This is a genomic window from Citrobacter meridianamericanus, from assembly GCF_041320245.1.
Lineage (GTDB): Bacteria > Pseudomonadota > Gammaproteobacteria > Enterobacterales > Enterobacteriaceae > Citrobacter > Citrobacter meridianamericanus.
The window spans coordinates 3,666,125-3,687,539 of sequence record NZ_CP101036.1 but is presented as its reverse complement, the minus strand read 5'-3'; the positions used below and the strand labels follow the sequence as shown (position 1 = coordinate 3,687,539).

Below are 21,415 nucleotides of genomic sequence, written 5' to 3'. Positions count from 1 at the left end.
TATCACGTCTAACAAAAATGGCAGAAACTACATCAAGGAATGATAAAAAGCAGTCGTTTGCCCGTAAGTTATAACGTGAAATTATCCGGAATTATGGCATGGATAATATTGATTAATCTCGCAAAGTTTTTTCTGCAATAAACAAGATGACTTGAAAAATTATTAAGAACTTATTGGCACGTTTTACTTAGGTTTAACCTTATTTAAATTGTGTTTATTGTTGTGCTTGAGTATTATTGGTTAATATTTATCCGTCGTCAGTGTGAGTAAATCATGGATTGGATCAATGACATCAATGGATAAAATAAAATATAACTCTCGGTGCTTATCTGGGTGCCTTGAATTATTTTTTATAAATTAAACTATTTTTGTACGCTGCATATGGAAGAGGTTATGAGAGGAAAAATACCCAAGACGGAGTTGCTGGTAACTTTTGAAGTGGTTGCGCGTCACGAAAGTTATACCCGGGCAGCTGAAGAGCTGGCATTGACTCAAAGTGCTGTTTTCCGCCAGGTAAATGCACTAGAGGATTTTCTTAATACCGCGCTATTTAATCATGCCAAAAAGCGCATATTTTTAAATGCTGCGGGCAAACACTATTTAGGTATCGTTAAAGAAACGTTAAATAAACTCGAGCGCGATACGACCACAATAATGACCTGGCAGCCGACCGTACAGGTTATTGAGCTGGCGGTGAATCCGACGTTCAGCACGCACTGGTTGATCCCAAACTTGCGCGAGTTTAACAAACTCAATCCAGATATTATTGTGAACATCCATTCGCTGGCGAATATCGGTGATTTTCTCAATCGCGAGTATGATGCAGCAATTATGCGTGAAGACTTTTACTCGCCGTGGTCAGAGGTTGAGTACCTGTTTGAAGAGGAAATCCTGCCGGTATGTAGTCGCTGTCTGCTGGCTGAGCCGGAACGGAAACTGACGGTTGATGAACTGCTAAATGAATACCCGCTGTTGCATCAAAGTACGCGTATCAAAGGCTGGCAGGAATGGTTTGCACTGTCTGATGTCAGCAGTCCGCTGGTGAATAAAGGACCGAGGTTTGATCTGTTGTCGATGCTGATTGCGGCGGTCCGCTCTAATTTGGGCGTTGCGCTGCTGCCCCGTTTTGCCATTCAGCACGATTTGGACAGTGGTGATATGGTTATTCCTTGCGATGTCCCGATGCGCACCGGGAACCGTTTCATCATGACGTGGCGTGAAGAGAAATCAGAGTCCGAACATTTACAGATTTTCCGTAGTTGGCTGTTGAATAAATCCGTGGTGTCGCCCATTTGATGGCCCCAGCGCTACGTTGAAATCGGCCTACGACTCTGTGAGCTGTAGGCCGTATGACTACCAGTCGATCCCAACCTGCGCCTGAATTCCTCGGTCAAACGCGTGCCTGACCGGGCGAATTTCACTGATCGTATCGGCCATTTCCAGCAATCGTGCGTGGCATCCGCGTCCGGTGACAATTACGCTCTGATGGGCAGGGCGATTTTCGATGGCGTTGAGAACCTCCTGGGTATCCAGGTAGTGGTAAGCCAGCATGTAGGTGAGCTCATCCAGCACCACCAGATCGTAATGCGCATCAGCCAACATGCGCTTACTTTCCTGCCAGACTGTCGTTGCTGCCTCGATATCTGCCTGTCGATTCTGCGTTTCCCAGGTAAATCCAGTCCCCATAATATGGAATTCGACGCCGAGCGGTTGCAAAGTGTTGTACTCACCATTATCCCACTGGCCCTTAATGAACTGCGCGATGCCAACGGTTTTTCCGTGACCAACCGCGCGCGTTGCCGTACCAAAGGCTGCGGTGGATTTTCCTTTACCGTTACCGGTGAAGACTATCAGGATCCCTTTCTTCTCCGTTGCCGCCGCCACGCGGGTATCAACCTGCTCTTTCAGTTTCTGCTGACGCTGGCGGTGCCTGTCATTATTGGCTCGCGCTTCCATGGTGACTCCTTAGTGTCCTGCCGGACAAGTTGCGCAGCGATGCTGCTGCTCAAACTGGCTAAAGAAGTTATTGCCTTTGTCGTCTACTAATACGAACGCAGGCATATTTTTAACTTCCATCATCCACACCGCTTCCATTCCCAGCTCTGGATATTCAAGGCACTGCAGGCTCTTCACATACTGCTGGGCCAGTAGAGCCGCCGCGCCGCCAATGCTGCCGAGGCTAAATCCACCGTGTTTGTGACAGGCATCAGTGACCTGCTGACTGCGGTTACCCTTGGTGAGCATAATGAGACTTCCGCCTTGTGCCTGGAAAGCATCGACGTACCCATCCATGCGTCCGCCGGTTGTCGGACCCAATGAACCGCAGGCCTGGTTTTCGGGGGTTTTGGCGGGGCCGGCGTAATAAACGATATGTTTTTTCATGTATTCCGGCATCGGTTCGCCGTTATCCAGGCGCGCTTTGATGTTTGCGTGGGCGATATCTCGGGCAACAACAATTGGGCCGCTTAACGACAAACGAGTGCCGATCGGCAGGGCGGACAGGTCATGCAGAATTTCGCGTAATGGACGATTCAGATCCAGTTGAACGGTCTGGGCGCCGTTTTCCACACGCTGTGAATCAGGGATAAATTTGCCCGGGTTATGCTCAAGTTTCTCCAGCCAGATACCGTGTTTGTTGATTTTGGCTTTGATGTTGCGATCGGCTGAGCAGGAGAGGGCCATGGCGATAGGGCAGGAGCCGCCGTGGCGTGGCAGGCGGATCACCCGGATATCGTGGGCAAAGTATTTGCCGCCAAACTGCGCGCCGATGCCAAACTCGCGGCTGGCATTGAGCAGTTCGGCTTCCAGCGCTGTATCGCGGAACGCCTGACCCAGCTCGTTCCCGCTGGTGGGCAGGTTATCATAATATTTGGTTGATGCCAGTTTGGCTGTCTTCAGGGCCTGATCGGCGGACAAGCCTCCAACCACAAAAGCGATGTGATACGGCGGGCAAGCAGCGGTACCCAGTGATTTCATTTTTTCGATCAGGAAAGCAGTGAGCTTTTCCGGCTGCAGAATAGATTTGGTTTCCTGGAATAGCGCCGCCTTATTGGCAGAACCGCCGCCTTTGTTGACGAACAGGAATTTATATTCGTTACCCGGCGTGGCGCTGATGTCGATTTGCGCCGGCAGGTTAGTCTGGGTATTGATCTCGGTATACATGTCCAACGGGGCATTTTGCGAGTAACGCAGATTGTTTTCGGTGAAGGTGGTATACACGCCTTTGCTTAAGGCTTCGGCGTCATCGCCGCCTGTCCAGACATTCTGTCCTTTGCTGGCCACAATGGTTGCCGTCCCGGTGTCCTGGCAGTTAGGCAGGACACCTTTGGCCGAAACTTCAGCGTTGCGCAGCAGTTGTAATGCGACGTACTTATCGTTACCGCTGGCCTGCGGGTCGTGCAAAATGCTGGCTATCTGTTTCAAATGTCCGGCGCGCAGAAAAAATGAAGCCTCATAAAATGCCTGCTGTGCTAATAAGGTTAACGCTTCGGGCGCCACCTTAATCACTTCCTCTCCGTCTAACTCCGTTACCGTTACGTGCTGGTTACTCAGTAATTCATACTCGGTACTATCTTTACTCTGAACAAAGAGCTCCTGCCAGACAAATGGTTTAGACATGTTTACTTCTCACCTCTTCATTTTTGCCGGATGACGGCGTAAATAAGCGCGCTAATCGTAGGCCGGATAGGCGAAACGCCATCCGGCATCGTGTTATTTTGCTAAAAAGACATTGGCCTGCGTCGCTTCGGCGACATATTCGATGGTTTGCTGGGCGCGAACGCTGTTACCAGCCTCATCCAGCGGCGGAGAGTAGACGGCAATGGCATATTCGCCAGGAACAACGGCAACCATCCCGCCGCCGACACCACTTTTCGCCGGAATACCAACGGTGTACAGCCATTTACCGCTGCCGTCGTACAGTCCGGCAATCGCCATTTCCGCCAGCACCTGCGGAACATATTTTTCATTCAGCAACTGCTTGCCGTTGAACGGTGATTTCCCTTTGTTCGCCAGCACTGCACCCATTTTGGCCAGTTGCTCAACGGTGATATCCACCGAGCACTGACGGGTATAAATTTCGACGGCGTCGTCGGTGTTGCCATAGAAGCTGTTATAGGATTCCATCAGCTTCGCCAGCGCCTGATTGTGTTGGTTGGTTTCCATCTCGGATTTGAAGACCGGCTCATTAACCGTGAGCGTGGCGTCGGCCCAGACGTTCAGGTTGTCGAGGATTTTGTTCCAGCGATCGGTTTTATCTTTGGCTTCAATCAGGCTAACGGTGCTCATGGCTCCGGCGTTTACCAGCGGGTTCTCAGGCGCACCTTTGGTCAGTTCAACCGCTAAACCGGAGTTAAAAGGCATGCCAGTGGCATTTGCCCCGAGTTTATCCAGTACCACCTGAGGACCGTGCTGTTCCATGGCGAGCGCCATGGTGAAGACTTTACTCAGGGATTCCATGGGAAAGGGTTTGTTAACATCGCCAACCTGGTAGATCTTGCCATCCACCGTAGCAATAGTGATGGCAAAATTATTTGGGCTGTAGGTCGCCAGGGCAGGGATGTAGTCGGCGACTTTTCCATCGTTATTACTTTTGAACTTTTGATGCGCCTGTTCTATCAGTCTGGCGTAGTCCGGCGCGGTTTGCGCGAATGAGGTCGCGCTAAACAAGATGCTGAAAGAAAAGAGACTCACGCCGATAATTGTTTTATTCATTGTGCATTCCTGCTGATTTGATAACTATGTTGCCGGATAGCGGCGCAAGCGCCTTATCCGGCAATCGTGTTTTATCAGGACATCGCAACTTCAGACTGTTCAGTAACCGGGCGTTCCTGTTCCGGTGACTTCACTGGCGCAGTTCCACGGCAACCCTGGCCGAAGTGTTCGCCTTCCCAACGACCCACAATGGCAGCGCCCATGGCGTTACTCATGACGTTGGTGGCAGAACGACCCATATCGAGGAACGGATCGACGCCCATCAACAGGATCAAACCGGCTTCCGGAATGTTGAATTGGTTCAGGGTGGCGGCGATAACGACCATCGAGGCACGCGGTACGCCCGCCATTCCTTTAGAGGTCAGCATCAGAATTAACAGCATGGTAATTTGCTCGCCCATGCTCAGTTCGATATTGCAGGCCTGAGCAATAAAGACGGTGGCAAAGGAGCAGTAGGCCATGGAACCGACCAGGTTAAAGGAGTAACCGATAGGCAGAACGAAGCTGGCAATTTTTGAGGAAACGCCGAATTTTTCCAGCTTGTCCAGCGTGCCCGGGAAGGCGGCTTCAGAACTGGAGGTCGTAAAGGCCAGTAGTGCAGGCTCGAAGATTGATTTGGTCAAACGTGCGATACAAGGCCCGACTATCATGGTTGACAGGCCAATCAGGATTGCCCACAGCATACCCAGCGTCAGGTAGAATTCACCCATGAAGATCCCGGCGCTGACCATCACTCCCAGACCACGTTCGGCAATCAAACCTGAAATAGCGGCAAAAACGGTCAGCGGCGCAAACAGCATGACGTAACCCGTCAGCTTCAGCATCACGTGCACCAGAGAATCCAGAACCTTCACGATAGGCTCGGCTTTTTCACCAATGGCGGCCAGGCTGCAACCAAGGAAAATTGAGAACACCACGATCTGCAGAATTTCGTTCCGCGCCATCGCATCGACAATACTGGTCGGTACCGCGTGCGAGATGAACACTTTCAGCGTGAATGGCTCTGACTTAACCGCGGCAACGACCCCGGCGTCATGCGGCACGAAGTTGATACCTGCGCCTGGCTGGAAAATATTAACGATAACCAGACCCAGCGCGATTGACAGCAATGATGCGCAAATAAACAGGAAGAAGGTTTTTGAAAATATACGTCCCAGCGTTTTGGCATCGCCCATTTTGGCAATACCCACAACCAGAGTTGAAATAACCAATGGCGCGATAATCATTTTCACCATACGTAAGAATATAGTGGTGAAAATGGAAATGTCTGCTGCATAAGATTTTGCTGTTTCAGCCGTGACCATATTATTGATGGCTACCCCGGCAATCATGCCGAGTATCAGACCTAATATGATCATCTTCGTTAAACTTATTTTCTTCATGTGTACTCCATCGGATAAAGGTTGGTAATTGGAATTGTGTAGGGTGGCGTGCGCCTGAGCCTGGACAGCAGCTTAGACGCACGCCTGTTGTGACCAACCGCATGAATAATTCGAAGCACTGTGATACAGCTGAATTCTGTGCCCCAATGGTTGTTATTGTGTTTTTTGTTACAAGTCGAACTCAATACTTAATAATGGTGCGTGTTGCTGCGCACCATAAACATCATTGTCACCAACGTTGCCGGAAATAATATCGCGCGGCATGACAATTTTTACGGCATTCGCCGGGTCGAACCACACAATATTGTGAATAAAGTCAGGTTCAACGTTATATAAACCGGCAATAAGCTGCGGTGTTAATTGCTCGGAACGTTTTACGCGCTGATAATCTTCCCGGGTTTTAAATAAAATATCTAAAACCAGTTCGTACGGTCCGGCGTTTTTCGAGCGAATAACTTGCGCCAGTGAACAAATTGACTGTTTCATGCCTGAACTCCTTCTGGCGTCACCTGTTCAATGTGGAAATCAAAACGCAGCGCATCGCTTGCTTCAATCAGGTGATAGATCGAGAACTCATACACCGGTCCACTTTGAATATCAGATGGCGAGAACGGGAAGGCGAGGTTGCCCGCCGTCGCAATGCGATTCTCATAGCCGTAGTGCAGCAGGGTAGAGCGCACCAGCGAGCAAACGCTGTTGGCGATATCCTGCGTCGGCGCGACGACATCCAGTAAAATCCCCAGTTCGTGACCGGCGGTTTTCATCGGTTCATGGTTGCCCATCACGCCGTTCTTCCCGTAAAGGTGGAACGTCATACGGATGCTGTCGTCGTTCAGGGAGAGGTTACGTGCTACGCTTGCCTGGACCTCTTCGAGAATGGTGTCAATTCCGGCAATCATAATCGGGTCACGCGTTCCGGCGATGGTCAGGCAGCGGAAGCCAACCTGACGCGCCCCTTCCAGTTTCAACGCATACGGTGTTTCTTCATGACGTGAACCGCTGACATACACTTCACCCTCGTTAACCTGGGTAAAGGTGCACGCTTTCAGGTTCAGCACACCGCCGGGACCCGGCAGGAAGTACGGATCGGACTTCTCATACAGGGTGTGCGCCGCAGCTGACGTTTCTGTGAACTTACGCTTGGGATTGAACGCCTTCAGCGTAAAGCCGTTGTCGTCGATAATCCCCATCGCACAATCGGAGCCGGAGCCGGGTGTGGCAGCAATGGCAGCACACTCAAGGATCTTACCGCAATGCAACGCCAGACCTTCATCAAAGCCTTGCATAATTGGCAGCGCGGCAAAGCAGGCCGGATCGTAGGCGCGTCCGCCCAGCACCACTTGCGCACCGGCTTTCAGTGCGCGCTGGAAAGGCTCGATACCCATCTGCGCGACGATGTAGGTACTCTCTTCGATCGCCTCGTGAGTCAGTTCCGGCACAAAGTCGAGTGCGGTGATTTTGCCGTTATCCAGCGCCTGATGAACGATTTCTTTGTCGACATCTGACGGGATTAGCGCCATTGAGAAGGACAGTTTTTCTTCCTGTGCGATCTCATGGATAATCTGGCGACACCACTCCAGATGCGGAGCTGCGCCAGAACCACCGGCGGTGCCGATCACGACCGGGATGTTGTTCTTAACGCCCGCCACAATCATATAGCGCAGATCGCGTTTTACCCCGGCTCTGTCGGTAAAGGGTTTACCTGCCCCCAGGTAATGGGGGCCCGGATCGGAGGAACCCGCGTCAACGGCAATAAGATCGGGTGACTCTTCCATGGCTTTGCGAAAACTTTCTTCCGGGAAGCCATAACCCAGGATAGCCGTCGGCGATAAGATCTTAAATGTGCGAGCCATCTCTTAATCCTTAGTTTGCAACAACGCGATGGTGCGATTCATCTCGTTAAACACGATGTTGAGACCTTCATCGAATCCCATTCCTGGTTTGACCAGCATGCGCATCGGACGCGCGGCAAGCGCCACGTGTACGCAGGTGCGAGCACTGATCTCGGTTTCGTTACAGGTACCGCCCTGATAGGCTTCCATGGCGTGTTTGTTGCAGTACAGCACTGCATCAACAATGTTATGAATGCCGCCAAGATCAGGGGTTTTGATCTGTACCATGTGGCAGCTGCCCGCATCGGTAAAGTCCACGATATCCTGATAGGTGTTACACCATTCGTCGGCGACAATTTTCACGCCGGAGCCCAGACGGGTCAGTTCTTTGGTGATGGCGGTCAACATGCGGATCTGATCCGGCTTGTTACCCGCATCTACTGGCCCTTCGATATACAGCGGCAGGCCTTGAGCTTCGGCTTCCAGGCTGGCGATGTATTCGGCGCAGCGCACGGGATCCATATCGAAGATCAAACCGATCGTGCCGTACACATCAATATGCAGCGTCGGGTGATAACGTTCGCTGGTGCGCAGGCTTAAGATACGGTCGGACAACCAACGTACATACTCACGCAGTTTTTCGCCTTTAAAGCCCAGTTTCTCTTCGACGTTGTTGATCAGCGCATGCGGCAGGACGTCCACACCTTTGAGGATCATCTTGTCAACGGCGATATAACGGTCGTCGCCGCTCTGGCCAAATAATGGAATAGCTTCCGGTACGCACGGCAGTTGCCATTCATCGCAAACCACTTCAGTTTTCAGACGACCGGTAGCCAGCGCCGCCGCATCGAGCAGCGCCTGAGACAGACCATAGCGGACGGCAGTATGCAGCAGATGACCGTCAATACGCAGTTGGTCAAAGAAACGGGCGTTTGGCAGGAACGCATCAACGTCACGGCCTTCCAGCAGCGGTTTGATGTGATCGTTGAGGAACGGAATGAAATTTTCTGCCAGGAAAAGCGGATCACGACCACCTGCGCCTGAATATTGAACCGCTGCGCAATCGCCCACCGCTACCGCGCCATTCTCCAGAATCAGTTGCACGGAAACGCATTCACCCGCCTGACGAACAGAGGTAAATCCTGGCGTTACCGGATCGCCGGTATAGATAAACCCGTCATGACCGGCGCCATTTTTGATGGCCTGCTGATCGTCAAAATAAAATGAGGAGTAGCCAGCGGTGAAAAGGGCCTTTTTGATTTTCATTATGGTCTTCCTATTAATTTACTGTGGGATACGGCGTTGATGTCATCAATGACCATCTGGAAAGAAGGCTTGCGGCCTTCAAAATGTGCGCGCTCTGCGACATAGTCGTGGTGCAGGGCGAGAATATCTTTCGGCAGTGGAACTGCACCGGCTTCGAGAATACGGATAGCGCCTGTGTTATCGCGAACAGGGAGGATCTTGCCGGCGTTGCAAGCGGCAGGCGCGAACGGCACATCCAGTACGCCAGCTTCAAAGGCCAGCACCGTGCCACGCGCAATGTCGCCATTGCCCAGTTCGAAGACTTTTTTCAGCACTGCGCGGACTTCGCTCTTGATCAGATCAACTTCCTGCTCGACGGCAGCGCATTGCGGGAATTTCTGGTCACTGACCATGTTGAGCATCTGGCGTGACGCTTTCAGACCCTGGGCGTTGGCTGCTGCCGTTGGGATACCGAACGCTTCGTGCGGGCTTTTGGTGATCACTTTCGTGGCACCGGACATACCCGCAACCGCTGCCCCCCAGGCGATAACGGAGAAGGCTTTCGCTTCATCTTCCGGGAATCCGCCCATCCACTGGTGGAAAACGGTGCTCAGTTCGTAATCGTCGAATCCGTGGTTATGGAAGTATTCGTGGGACAGTTCGCGCAGCGCCTGAATAGCGGCGATATCCTGCGTCAGGCTACCGACCTGGCCGTAGCCGACGGTAATGGACTTCACGCCCTGTTCCAGCGCCAATAGACCTTCAATAATCGCCACCGAGTGGGACATAAACGGCGGGATTAGGGTGCCAGTTAGCGGGCCGAACGGTTCACGGTTGATACGAATACCGTTCTCTTCGTACAGGCCCATCAGGCGATCGCAGTACTGCCAGTCACGGATGGATTTTTCCAGGGTGACGCGCTTAGCGTAAGGAATGTTGTAGGAGATACCGCCGCCTTCGTAGCTGGTAAAACCACTGGCCATAGCGATTTCCGCCAGCAGGCGAGCATCTGGCGTTCCGTGGCGAACCTGGATCGGTTTTTCCAGCGATTCAGTCATCCGGCGGCAGGCAGCTACCCCGTGATTGACGACCGGTAAACCATTCAGTTTGGACGTCCCAGCTTCGATGGATTTCTGGATCCCGACAGCGGCTTCTTCATAGCGATTCAGACGGGTATAGGCATCGATGGTGCTTGGCAGGAGGTCGCACTCTTCCTGCAATGTTTTGAGCAGCGCAATATGCTCATCCATTAAGGCTACGCCTGCGCGCGGCTGGCTCAGGGTTCTGCCTTCCTGATCGGCTTTCAGCAGAGCAAGGGAGAAGCGTTTGTTATCTGGAATTGATTGCTGGTACTTCACGCCATCTTCGAAGTTCTCAACATCTTTGCCGGTTTCCCAGGTTTGTAACACCTGATGCCTTTCGGTCATGAATTCGTCGTGGGTTAATTTTTTATTTCGAAGTTCCATTCGTAGCTGCCTTAAGTTTTATAGGGTTAAACACTGAATGCTGGTGCGAGCAGCGGCTTGCGGGTACAGTCTGGCGACGTTTGCCAGTAGAGGGAGCAGGCCATTTGAATCGCGGTAATACTCAAACTGGTTCGGTAACAGAATTCTTTTGCCCTGGTCGTCCAGCTCCCGATATTTGAGCCAGTTATGGATATCGAACTGGCTGGCGCGAGAGAGCCATCCCCCTGAACCGACGACTTTGCGCACGGTGGTGAGATCGCGACCCATCTGTAAATCCACGTTACCCACGCAGGTACAAACCTGCTTTTTAGTGCCCGCGTGGCGCTCAGCGGCATAGCCCACGCATAAACCTGCCAGCAGGGTGTCGAAATATTTCTCTTCCTCGCTGAGTGGCAAGTAATCCGGTTGCCCAACCAGATGACGTAGGTAGCGGTAAAACGCTTCCTCGCGCTGTGGCTGTTGGGCGAAGATGACTTTCACCATATCCTGCGTGCTTTCTCCCACCACAACGGCGGAAACGCGCATGCCCAGGTCACCTTCAACGGTACGTTTGACGAACGGTTCAGGAACACCATGCAGGACGGTGTCGGGGGAGAGGGTATTCGCGCTGGCCGAATAGACATCCGTGGTGGCTCCGCCCATATCAATCAGCATGAACTCCTTCCATGCGTTGTCGTAATCGCTAATGGCTTTGACTAACTCATAGACTGTCCATGGCGTCGGCATTGGCTCTTCGCCTGTTTCACCGACAATGACGTCCAGACCTTTACCTTTGACAATGCGTGACAAGAACACATCGCAAATCGCCTGGCGTGCGGCAAACGGATTCGGGTGATCGAGGTCAGGTAGAATGTTGTCTACCGTGGTCAGATCTTTGTCTCCCAGAATCGTTTGAATTTCGTCCTGAATGTCCCGATTTCCGGCGTAGATAATGGCGCAATCAAGCTTTGAGCCTGCCAGAGCGCGCGCATTCGCCAGGCCGTAACTTTCTTCGCCGCCGTCTGTACCGCCGGTAAACAACAGAATGTCTGGTGGTGATGATTCCAGTTCCTGGATGTCATGACGGTTCAGTTTGTACGAATAATATTGCGCGATTTTCGCTCCTGCCGAATGGGCGGTAACTTTTGCCGATTCCAGCGTAATGGAAGGCACCAGCCCCATTGCTGCTACGGCGAGCCCACCTTTGGCCGAGGAGGAGTATTTCAACTGTACTTCACCACTTTTCAGTAACGGGCGAGCATCGGCAACATTCAGCACCTGATTCAGGCTGGCAAAAAAACCGTCTGCCAGATGATGTGTGGTGGTTGGGGTCAGGACATGGTTTACCAGGGTTAATTCCTCGCCTTCATGAGCAAAGAGGGCAGCCTTGGTCCATGTCGAGCCGATATCGACAGAAACTGTTTGCATCAGATGGCCTCTTCCAGACAACGCTGCTCGAGGCCATTGTGCTGGTGAATATCATTAGTGATAAGCGCGCAGACATCTTCCAGGTCGTGGCTCGGCGCGAAGACGCGGTTAAACCCCATCTCTTTAAATTTCACTTCTACATCGGCGAAGTCATGTTTCCCGACGACCAGATTGCCGCCGACGTACAGCAGAATGTCGCCGAGGCCACGCTCGATGCAGCGCTCACGTAATCCGAGGCAGTCAATATCACCATGACCGTAGATAGACGACACCACGATGGCATCGGCACCTGTTTCAATTGCGGCATCAATATATTCATCCTGGCTCACCATCACCCCGAGGTTTATTACGTGGAAATTATGAGCCGTGAAAACGCGATCCAGAACTTTATTACCTACTGCATGGCAGTCAGCACCGATGACGCCAATAACAAGTGTAGATTTCTTCATGGGTAATCCTCTGTAGGGCTGATGGTCAATAAGTGAAAATTGTTTTCTAATATTTAGAACATGGAGTGCGACAACCTTTTAATAGGGTTGGAGTTTCTGTGGAAGCGGAAAAGGAAGCAATTGATCTATTTTCAAAATATCCTGCGCAAAATGATTGTTATATTTCTTGGTTATAAAAAGTCATTAAAATCAATGTGTTGTTTTTGTTTCTTGTTTCTTTTTTTAATTTGTTAGGGAAATGAGTAATAAATGACTTGCCATGTTTGTGATCGAAATCTTATTTTGTTGCGATGCTCATTCATGCGACGATTTTTATAATTTCAAAAATTATTTCTGCTAAATAACTTGTGAACGGCATAACGTTTTTTTATTTTTTAATCTTATATGGCACAATTATCTTTTGTTAAATTTAAGATAAAAATGATAATGAATTGTTTGTATCAGATTTAATCTTATGTCACATAAAAAAGAGGGAGCAGGTACGATAACTTTCAGTGATGAGTGAAGCGAAGCGCCAACTTTCTGCGGTAAAACCTAAAATGCAATGAGGCGGTCAATGTCAGGCTCTTTCGCTTCTGATTGAGATAGTTACATTACGGTGTTAATCATAAGTAAAATTAAAATGAAAAAATTGTATGAAATAAATATTCACTGACTTGCTAAACAAAAAACTGTGAGCTACCCAGCAATAGTGACTCTTTATCTGTTGGCAAATTTGTCCGTCTGGCCGGTTAAAAGATCGTGTACATTTAAATAAATATCCTATCATTTGTAGTAACGGCAATTACTCATTGAAAAACATGTCGTTAACATGTTGTTTACTAGTCACCTGACTGCTAAACACTATTAACATTGGTTTTGGAAATTGATTTAAATCAATGTTTAAAACTTGGTAAACGATCTCAAAAGAGGTTAAATTGCTGCAGATCAAATTGGTCTGAAAGTGGTAAATTAGCTATAAATTGATCACTATCGAAAAATGCAAATTTACCTCGATAAAAACCTGTTTATTGTAAGGATTTTACGGCGTAATATAATTGCGGGATCAATTTGAGTGTTTTATTAACATGTTTGTAACCTATCGTCATTGTCCTTTCTTCAAACGAGAAGAAAGAGCTGCGGCGGAGGGGAGCAGATAAATTTGTATTGGGGCATGCGTGTGACCCTTTCTAACGGGGTTCACTCTCGGAGTCTTCATGCGATGAGCAAGGAGTCATGATGTTAGATATAGTCGAACTGTCGCGCTTACAGTTTGCCTTGACCGCGATGTACCACTTCCTGTTTGTGCCACTGACGCTTGGTATGGCGTTCTTGTTGGCCATCATGGAAACGGTCTACGTCCTTTCCGGCAAACAGATTTATAAAGATATGACCAAGTTCTGGGGCAAGTTGTTTGGTATCAACTTCGCTCTGGGTGTGGCAACCGGTCTGACCATGGAGTTCCAGTTCGGGACTAACTGGTCTTACTATTCCCACTATGTAGGGGATATTTTCGGTGCGCCGCTGGCGATCGAAGGTTTGATGGCCTTCTTCCTCGAATCCACCTTTGTAGGTCTGTTCTTCTTCGGCTGGGACCGTTTGGGTAAAGTCCAGCATATGTGCGTCACCTGGCTGGTGGCTTTAGGTTCAAACCTGTCCGCACTGTGGATTCTGGTTGCGAACGGCTGGATGCAAAACCCAATCGCCGCGGATTTCAACTTTGAAACCATGCGCATGGAGATGCTGAGCTTCTCTGAACTGGTGCTCAACCCGGTAGCACAGGTGAAATTTGTTCACACTGTCGCCTCTGGTTATGTAACAGGTGCGATGTTCATCCTTGGCATTAGTGCGTATTACATGCTGAAAGGCCGCGACTTCGCTTTCGCAAAACGCTCATTCGCGATTGCTGCCAGCTTCGGTATGGCTGCTGTACTTTCTGTTATCGTTCTGGGTGATGAGTCCGGATACGAAATGGGTGACGTACAGAAAACCAAACTGGCTGCGATCGAAGCCGAGTGGGAAACTCAACCTGCTCCTGCTGCGTTTACTTTGTTCGGTATTCCCGATCAGGATAAACAAGAAAACAAATTTGCGATTCAAATTCCTTATGCGCTGGGCATCATTGCCACCCGCTCTGTTGATACACCGGTCATTGGTCTGAAAGACCTGATGGTGCAACACGAAGAGCGCATCCGTAACGGTATGAAAGCCTATCAGTTGCTGGAAGAACTGCGTGCTGGTAGTACCGATCAGGCCGTTCGCGACCAGTTCAACAGTATGAAGAAAGACCTGGGTTATGGTCTGCTGCTGAAACGCTATACCGATAAAGTCACCGACGCGACGGAAGCGCAAATTCAGCAGGCAACAAAAGATTCTATCCCACGTGTTGCACCGCTTTACTTCGCTTTCCGTATCATGGTGGCGTGCGGCTTCTTGCTGCTGGCAATTATTGCGTTGTCCTTCTGGAGCGTAATTCGTAACCGTATCGGTGAGAAAAAATGGCTGCTGCGTGCGGCGCTTTACGGTATTCCACTGCCGTGGATTGCTGTAGAAGCAGGTTGGTTTGTTGCCGAATATGGTCGTCAGCCATGGGCGATCGGTGAGGTGTTACCAACGGCGGTTGCAAACTCATCGTTAACAGTAGGTGACCTATTGTTCTCCATGATCCTGATTTGTGGCCTGTATACCCTGTTCCTGGTGGCAGAACTGTTCTTAATGTTCAAGTTTGCACGCCTCGGCCCAAGCAGCCTGAAAACCGGTCGCTATCACTTTGAGCAGTCCAATGTGACTTCTCAGCCGGCACGCTAAGACAGGAGTCGTCAAATGATCGATTATGAAGTATTGCGTTTTGTCTGGTGGCTGCTGGTCGGCATTCTGCTGATTGGTTTTGCGGTCACTGATGGCTTCGACATGGGGGTGGGCATGCTCACCCGTTTCCTCGGTCGTAATGATACCGAGCGTCGAATTATGATTAACTCCATCGCCCCGCACTGGGATGGTAACCAGGTGTGGTTGATCACCGCGGGTGGCGCATTGTTCGCTGCCTGGCCGATGGTGTATGCCGCTGCATTCTCCGGTTTCTATGTGGCGATGGTTCTGGTGCTGGCGTCCTTGTTCTTTCGTCCGGTCGGTTTTGATTACCGTTCCAAGATTGAAGACACTCGTTGGCGTAACATGTGGGACTGGGGCATCTTTATTGGTAGCTTCGTTCCACCGTTGGTGATTGGTGTGGCGTTCGGTAACCTGCTGCAAGGGGTTCCGTTCCACATTGATGAGTACCTGCGCCTTTACTACACAGGTAACTTCTTCCAGTTGCTGAATCCGTTTGGTCTGCTGGCGGGTGTCGTGAGCGTTGGGATGATCATCACCCAGGGCGCGACTTATCTGCAGATGCGTACTGTGGGTGAGTTACATCTGCGTACCCGCACCACCGCTCAGGTAGCGGCGCTGGTGACTCTGGTCTGCTTCGCGCTGGCGGGTGTATGGGTGATGTACGGTATTGACGGTTATGTTGTGACTTCTGCAGTTGATCATCATGCGGCGTCTAACCCGCTGACCAAAGAAGTCGCGCGTGAAGCAGGCGCATGGTTGGTGAACTTTAATAATGCACCGATCCTGTGGTTGATTCCGGCACTGGGTGTGGTTCTGCCGCTGTTGACTATCCTGACCTCTCGTATGGAGAAAGGAGCATGGGCGTTCGTCTTCTCCTCACTGACGTTAGCCTGCATCATCCTGACTGCTGGTATTGCAATGTTCCCGTTTGTAATGCCATCCAGCACCATGATGAACGCGAGTCTGACCATGTGGGATGCAACGTCCAGCCAGCTGACGCTGAACGTGATGACCTATGTGGCATGTGTGTTCGTGCCAATTATTCTCCTCTACACCACATGGTGCTACTGGAAGATGTTTGGTCGTATCACCAAAGAAGATATTGAACGTAACACACACTCTCTGTACTAAGTAAGGAGCTTAAAATGTGGTATTTCGCATGGATTTTGGGAACGCTTCTTGCCTGTGCATTTGGGATAATCACAGCGCTGGCGCTTGAGCACGTTGAATCAGGCAAGGCCGGACAAGAAGATAGCTGATGACCAACATTATCGCGATAGTATATGCGGTAATGGACAAGCGCCCCTTGCGGGCGCTTTCCTTTGTGCTGGCAATCGTGTTGGCCGGCTGCATATTCTGGGAACCGTCACGTTTCGCGGCCAAAACCAGTACGCTTGAAATCTGGCATGGTTTTCTGCTGATGTGGGCGGTCTGCGCAGGCATCATTCATGGCGTTGGCTTTCGTCCTCGCGCCGTACACTGGCAGGGCATCTTCTGCCCGCTGATCGCAGATATCGTCCTCGTGGTTGGTCTGATTTTCTTCTTCTTTTGAATAAGAAACATCCTTAAATATTTATGGGCTTGCATAAGCCCATAATTTTTTACTCTCCGTTTACTTTCCCCCATTCCAAAGCACCATTCCCGCGCGTATAGTAGCGAAGTTTGAAAGCACTAACCTAATTGCATTACCGGGATGTAAAGTGAAGACAGCGCGATATACAACGACATTCTTGATGCATCGCGGCGGCAAGAACGCGAGTCACCAGGGGCTTACAAAGTTAAGCGACCGGTGTGAGTGGGCAAAGCCAACAAAGAGGCAGTAAGAATGAATAAGTATATTTTCCGATGGCCGGTTCGTGTCTATTATGAAGACACCGATGCCGGTGGGGTGGTTTATCACGCCAGTTACGTCGCTTTTTATGAAAGAGCACGCACAGAGATGCTGCGTCATCATCACTTCAGTCAGCAGGTTCTGTTGGCCGAACGTGTAGCCTTTGTGGTGCGCAAGATGACCCTTGAGTATTTTGCGCCTGCCCGGCTCGACGATATGCTCGAAGTCCAAACCGAAATTACGTCAATGCGTGGCACCTCATTGGTTTTCACGCAACGCATTGTCAACGCAGAGAACACCGTGCTGAATGAAGCCGAAGTTCTGATTGTTTGCGTTGATCCACTCAAAATGAAGCCTCGTGCGCTTCCCAAGTCTATTGTCGCGGAGTTTAAGCAGTGACTGACATGAATATCCTTGATTTGTTCCTGAAGGCAAGCCTTCTGGTTAAACTTATCATGTTGATTTTGATTGGTTTCTCAATCGCATCCTGGGCTATTATTATCCAGCGGACCCGTATTCTTAATGCTGCTTCACGTGAAGCCGAAGCATTTGAAGACAAGTTCTGGTCCGGCATTGAGTTGTCGCGCCTGTACCAGGAAAGTCAGGGGCGTCGTGATAATCTGGCGGGTTCAGAGCAAATTTTTTATAGCGGGTTCAAAGAATTTGCGCGTCTGCATAGGGCGAATAGCCATGCGCCTGAAGCGGTCGTTGAGGGGGCATCCCGTGCTATGCGTATCTCGATGAACCGTGAACTGGAAACGCTGGAAACGCATATTCCATTCCTCGGCACTGTCGGCTCCATCAGCCCGTATATCGGTCTGTTCGGTACCGTTTGGGGGATCATGCACGCCTTTATCGCGCTGGGCGCGGTAAAACAGGCGACGCTGCAAATGGTTGCGCCGGGTATCGCGGAAGCGTTGATTGCAACGGCTATCGGCCTGTTTGCGGCAATTCCGGCGGTTATGGCTTACAACCGACTGAATCAGCGCGTGAACAAGCTGGAACTGAATTACGACAACTTTATGGAAGAGTTCACCGCGATTCTGCACCGCCAGGCGTTTACCGTTAGCGAGAGCAACAAGGGGTAAACCATGGCCAGAACGCGTGGACGAGGTCGTCGCGAACTTAAGTCCGAAATCAATATTGTCCCGCTGCTCGACGTACTGCTGGTGCTGTTGCTGATCTTTATGGCAACCGCGCCGATCATTACGCAGAGTGTGGAAGTTGACCTGCCGGATGCGACCGAATCGCAAGCCGTCAGCAGTAACGACGAGCCACCGGTCATTATTGAAGTTTCCGGTATTGGGCAATACAGCGTGGTCGTTGAGAAAGACAGGATGGATCAACTGCCGCCGGAGCAGGTTATCGCGGAAGCGAAAAGCCGCCTGCAGACCAATCCGAAAACAGTATTTTTAATCGGTGGTGCGAAAGACGTGCCTTATGATGAAATAATTAAAGCGCTGAACTTGTTACACAGTGCAGGCGTAAAATCGGTTGGCCTGATGACGCAGCCAATCTGATGACTGCATATTGCTGGCTTGAAAGATAGCGCGTAACAGGCGAACAGTTTTTGGGAACCGAGAGTGTCAAAGGCAACCGAACAAAACGACAAGCTCAAAAGGGCGATAATTATTTCAGCGGTGCTGCATGTCATTTTATTTGCAGCGCTGATCTGGAGTTCGTTCGATGAGCACATTGATGCTTCAGCCGGCGGCGGTGGCGGTTCGTCTATCGACGCCGTTATGGTCGATCCTGGTGCCGTTGTTCAACAGTACGATCGCCAGCAGCAACAGCAGGCAAGTGCGAAACGTGCAGAAGAACAGCGCGAAAAACAGGCGCAACAGCAAGCAGAGGAACTTCGTGAGAAGCAAGCTGCTGAGCAAGAACGACTGAAGCAACTGGAAAAAGAACGTTTAGCTGCGCAGGAAAAAGTGCGCGAGCAGGCGGAACAGCAGAAGCAAGCAGAGGCCGCCGCCGCGAAAGCGCAAGAACAACAGAAACAGGCTGAAGAGGCTGCGGCGAAGGCTGCTGCAGACGCGAAGGCCAAGGCTGATGCTCAGGCGAAACAAGCGGCAGATGCCGCGAAGAAAGCTGCTGCGGACGCACAGAAAAAAGCTGAGGCAGAAGCCGCTAAAGCCGCTGCTGATGCGAAGAAAGCTGCCGAAGCACAAGCTGCTAAGGCTGCCGCAGATGCTGCGAAGAAAGCGCAGGTTGAAGCCGCTAAGCAAGCAGCAGCCGAGAAAGCTGCCGCTGAGAAAGCAGAAAAAGCCGCCGCCGCGAAAGCAGCCGCTGCTGAAAAGGCTGCCGCTGACAAAAAAGCAGCTGCTGAAAAAGCTGCGGCAGATAAAAAGGCTGCAGCTGAGAAAGCCGCTGCCGATAAGAAAGCTGCAGCAGATAAAGCTGCTGCTGCGAAAAAGGCTGCCGCCGAAAAAGCCGCCGCAGCATCTGGCGTTGACGACTTGTTGGGCGACCTAAGCTCCGGTAAGAATGCACCGAAATCGGGTGGTGGAGCGAAAGGAAACGGCCAACCGGCGAAAGATAGTGGTACAAGTGGTGCAAATGGCGGTGCATCTGGCGCTGATATCAGTGCTTACGCATCTCAAATTCGTAATGCGATTCAGAGCCGTCTGTATGGTGCCGATTTGTATGCGGGAAAATCCTGCGTATTACATATCAAGTTAGCGCCTGATGGTCTGTTACTGGATGTGACCGAAGAGGGCGGGGATCCGGCATTGTGCCAGGCTGCGCTGACGGCTGCGAAAACAGCCAGAATTCCTAAACCGCCTAGCCAGGCTGTTTATGAAAAAGTAAAAGATGCCAAACTGGACTTTAAACTGTAATAACGACCCCTGAGAAATCGGGGGAAACGGTCTAAGGTTGAGACAGTGTTCTGGTAGTTTTGTGTATTTGAGTTTGTTAACATTCTGCTAAATTATCGTGGGCTTTCCGTCCAGATAAGGGAGATATGATGAAGCAGGCATTACGAGTTGCATTTGGTTTTCTGATGCTGTGGGCAGCGGTGCTGCACGCAGAAGTACGTATCGAGATCACCCAAGGGGTGGACTCGGCACGCCCGATTGGTGTTGTCCCCTTCCAGTGGGCAGGACCGGGTGCTGCACCTGAAGATATCGGTGGTATCGTGGGTGCTGACCTGCGAAACAGCGGTAAATTTAACCCATTAGACCGTTCTCGCCTGCCGCAGCAGCCGGGTACCGCGCAGGAAGTTCAACCTGCCGCATGGTCTGCTCTGGGTATTGATGCCGTAGTGGTTGGCCAGGTCACACCGAATCCAGATGGTTCCTACAGTGTTGCTTATCAACTGGTTGATACCGGTGGCGCACCGGGTACCGTACTGGCACAGAACACGTATAAAGTGAACAAGCAGTGGTTGCGTTACGCAGGCCATACCGCAAGTGACGAAGTGTTTGAAAAACTGACCGGTATTAAAGGTGCATTCCGTACCCGTATCGCTTATGTTGTTCAGACTAACGGCGGTCAGTTCCCGTACGAGTTACGCGTGTCCGACTACGATGGCTACAACCAGTTTGTGGTACACCGTTCTCCGCAACCGCTGATGTCTCCGGCGTGGTCTCCGGACGGTTCAAAACTGGCGTACGTAACCTTCGAGAGCGGTCGTTCTGCACTGGTTATTCAGACATTGTCTAATGGCGCAGTTCGTCAGGTAGCGTCGTTCCCACGTCACAACGGTGCACCTGCGTTTTCTCCGGATGGCAGCAAACTGGCGTTTGCCCTGTCTAAAACCGGTAGCCTGAACTTGTATGTCATGGACATTGGTTCCGGTCAGATTCGTCAGGTGACGGATGGTCGCAGCAACAACACGGAACCGACCTGGTTCCCGGACAGCCAAAACCTGGCCTTTACGTCTGACCAGGCTGGTCGTCCGCAGGTATACAAAGTTAACGTTAACGGCGGTGCTCCGCAGCGTATTACCTGGGAAGGTTCGCAAAACCAGGATGCGGATGTGAGCAGCGACGGTAAATTTATGGTAATGGTAAGCTCGGCAAATGGTCAGCAGCACATTGCCAAACAAGATCTGGTAGCGGGTGGCGTACAAGTTCTGTCGTCAACGTTCCTGGACGAAACGCCAAGTCTGGCACCTAACGGCACTATGGTAATCTACAGCTCTTCTCAGGGGATGGGATCCGTGCTGAATTTGGTTTCTACAGATGGGCGTTTCAAAGCGCGTCTTCCGGCAACTGATGGTCAGGTAAAATTCCCTGCCTGGTCGCCGTATCTGTGATAATAAATAATTGATTAA

At 50.8% G+C, this 21,415-nt stretch carries 20 protein-coding genes; 10 read left to right on the top strand and 10 right to left on the bottom strand.

Annotation, left to right across the window (positions count from 1 at the left end):
• Window positions 1-393 precede the first annotated feature (393 nt).
• The gene (locus NMD08_RS18175) at window positions 394-1,296 is read left to right on the top strand and encodes a LysR substrate-binding domain-containing protein (protein WP_151219554.1); all 903 of its coding nucleotides are present in this window, start codon (window positions 394-396) and stop codon (window positions 1,294-1,296) included.
• A 57-nt stretch (window positions 1,297-1,353) separates the two neighbouring features.
• Here NMD08_RS18175 and cobO read toward each other — a convergent pair whose 3' ends face one another.
• The 10 genes from cobO to glmS form a co-directional block, all read right to left on the bottom strand.
• Entirely contained in the window at window positions 1,354-1,956 is a 603-nt protein-coding gene (gene cobO / locus NMD08_RS18170) for a cob(I)yrinic acid a,c-diamide adenosyltransferase (protein ID WP_370618720.1), read from the bottom strand.
• A 9-nt stretch (window positions 1,957-1,965) separates the two neighbouring features.
• On the bottom strand, window positions 1,966-3,618 hold the full coding sequence (locus NMD08_RS18165) for a class I fumarate hydratase (RefSeq protein WP_187252784.1): 1,653 nt from the start codon (window positions 3,616-3,618) through the stop codon (window positions 1,966-1,968).
• 93 nt (window positions 3,619-3,711) lie between these two features.
• Entirely contained in the window at window positions 3,712-4,713 is a 1,002-nt protein-coding gene (glsA, locus tag NMD08_RS18160) for a glutaminase A (RefSeq protein WP_370618718.1), read from the bottom strand.
• Window positions 4,714-4,787: 74 nt separating this feature from the next.
• Window positions 4,788-6,095: a dicarboxylate/amino acid:cation symporter gene (locus tag NMD08_RS18155; protein ID WP_151219558.1), complete on the bottom strand. Its 1,308-nt coding sequence runs from the start codon at window positions 6,093-6,095 to the stop codon at window positions 4,788-4,790.
• A 168-nt stretch (window positions 6,096-6,263) separates the two neighbouring features.
• Window positions 6,264-6,581 carry a DUF4387 domain-containing protein gene (locus NMD08_RS18150; RefSeq protein ID WP_005122536.1) on the bottom strand — a complete coding sequence of 106 codons (318 nt, stop codon included), beginning with the start codon at window positions 6,579-6,581 and terminating at the stop codon, window positions 6,264-6,266.
• Entirely contained in the window at window positions 6,578-7,948 is a 1,371-nt protein-coding gene (locus NMD08_RS18145) for an acyclic terpene utilization AtuA family protein (protein ID WP_003831426.1), read from the bottom strand. The genes NMD08_RS18150 and NMD08_RS18145 overlap by 4 nt, the downstream gene beginning before the upstream one ends.
• A gap of 3 nt (window positions 7,949-7,951) precedes the next feature.
• Entirely contained in the window at window positions 7,952-9,193 is a 1,242-nt protein-coding gene (locus NMD08_RS18140) for a methylaspartate ammonia-lyase (protein ID WP_005122534.1), read from the bottom strand.
• On the bottom strand, window positions 9,193-10,638 hold the full coding sequence (locus NMD08_RS18135) for a methylaspartate mutase subunit E (protein ID WP_151219559.1): 1,446 nt from the start codon (window positions 10,636-10,638) through the stop codon (window positions 9,193-9,195). Before NMD08_RS18135 ends, NMD08_RS18140 begins: the two co-directional genes overlap by 1 nt.
• Before the next feature lie 18 nt (window positions 10,639-10,656).
• The gene (gene glmL, locus NMD08_RS18130; RefSeq protein WP_187252783.1) at window positions 10,657-12,045 is read right to left on the bottom strand and encodes a methylaspartate mutase accessory protein GlmL; all 1,389 of its coding nucleotides are present in this window, start codon (window positions 12,043-12,045) and stop codon (window positions 10,657-10,659) included.
• Entirely contained in the window at window positions 12,045-12,494 is a 450-nt protein-coding gene (gene glmS, locus NMD08_RS18125; RefSeq protein WP_151219560.1) for a methylaspartate mutase subunit S, read from the bottom strand. The genes glmL and glmS overlap by 1 nt, the downstream gene beginning before the upstream one ends.
• Before the next feature lie 1,218 nt (window positions 12,495-13,712).
• Between glmS and cydA the strand changes: the two genes are divergently transcribed.
• From cydA to tolB, 9 genes are all read left to right on the top strand, one after another.
• Window positions 13,713-15,281, top strand: coding sequence for a cytochrome ubiquinol oxidase subunit I (gene cydA / locus NMD08_RS18120; RefSeq protein ID WP_151219691.1), 1,569 nt, complete (start codon window positions 13,713-13,715; stop codon window positions 15,279-15,281).
• Window positions 15,282-15,296: 15 nt separating this feature from the next.
• A complete protein-coding gene (gene cydB / locus NMD08_RS18115; RefSeq protein ID WP_151219561.1) occupies window positions 15,297-16,436 on the top strand; it encodes a cytochrome d ubiquinol oxidase subunit II in 1,140 nt (379 codons plus the stop codon).
• Between the two features lie 14 nt (window positions 16,437-16,450).
• Window positions 16,451-16,564, top strand: a complete 114-nt coding sequence (gene cydX, locus NMD08_RS18110) for a cytochrome bd-I oxidase subunit CydX (protein ID WP_003022970.1) — start codon at window positions 16,451-16,453, stop codon at window positions 16,562-16,564.
• Complete coding sequence (ybgE, locus tag NMD08_RS18105; RefSeq protein ID WP_151219562.1) at window positions 16,564-16,857, top strand: cyd operon protein YbgE; 294 nt, start codon at window positions 16,564-16,566, stop codon at window positions 16,855-16,857. Before cydX ends, ybgE begins: the two co-directional genes overlap by 1 nt.
• Window positions 16,858-17,130: 273 nt before the next feature.
• Window positions 17,131-17,535 carry a tol-pal system-associated acyl-CoA thioesterase gene (ybgC, locus tag NMD08_RS18100; protein ID WP_045441116.1) on the top strand — a complete coding sequence of 135 codons (405 nt, stop codon included), beginning with the start codon at window positions 17,131-17,133 and terminating at the stop codon, window positions 17,533-17,535.
• Window positions 17,532-18,224: a Tol-Pal system protein TolQ gene (gene tolQ / locus NMD08_RS18095; protein WP_003022976.1), complete on the top strand. Its 693-nt coding sequence runs from the start codon at window positions 17,532-17,534 to the stop codon at window positions 18,222-18,224. The genes ybgC and tolQ overlap by 4 nt, the downstream gene beginning before the upstream one ends.
• Window positions 18,225-18,227: 3 nt before the next feature.
• A complete protein-coding gene (tolR, locus tag NMD08_RS18090) occupies window positions 18,228-18,656 on the top strand; it encodes a colicin uptake protein TolR (protein WP_003022978.1) in 429 nt (142 codons plus the stop codon).
• Window positions 18,657-18,719: 63 nt separating this feature from the next.
• Window positions 18,720-19,976, top strand: coding sequence for a cell envelope integrity protein TolA (tolA, locus tag NMD08_RS18085; protein ID WP_370618716.1), 1,257 nt, complete (start codon window positions 18,720-18,722; stop codon window positions 19,974-19,976).
• Window positions 19,977-20,104: 128 nt separating this feature from the next.
• The gene (gene tolB, locus NMD08_RS18080) at window positions 20,105-21,397 is read left to right on the top strand and encodes a Tol-Pal system beta propeller repeat protein TolB (RefSeq protein WP_003022981.1); all 1,293 of its coding nucleotides are present in this window, start codon (window positions 20,105-20,107) and stop codon (window positions 21,395-21,397) included.
• Window positions 21,398-21,415: the final 18 nt, after the last annotated feature.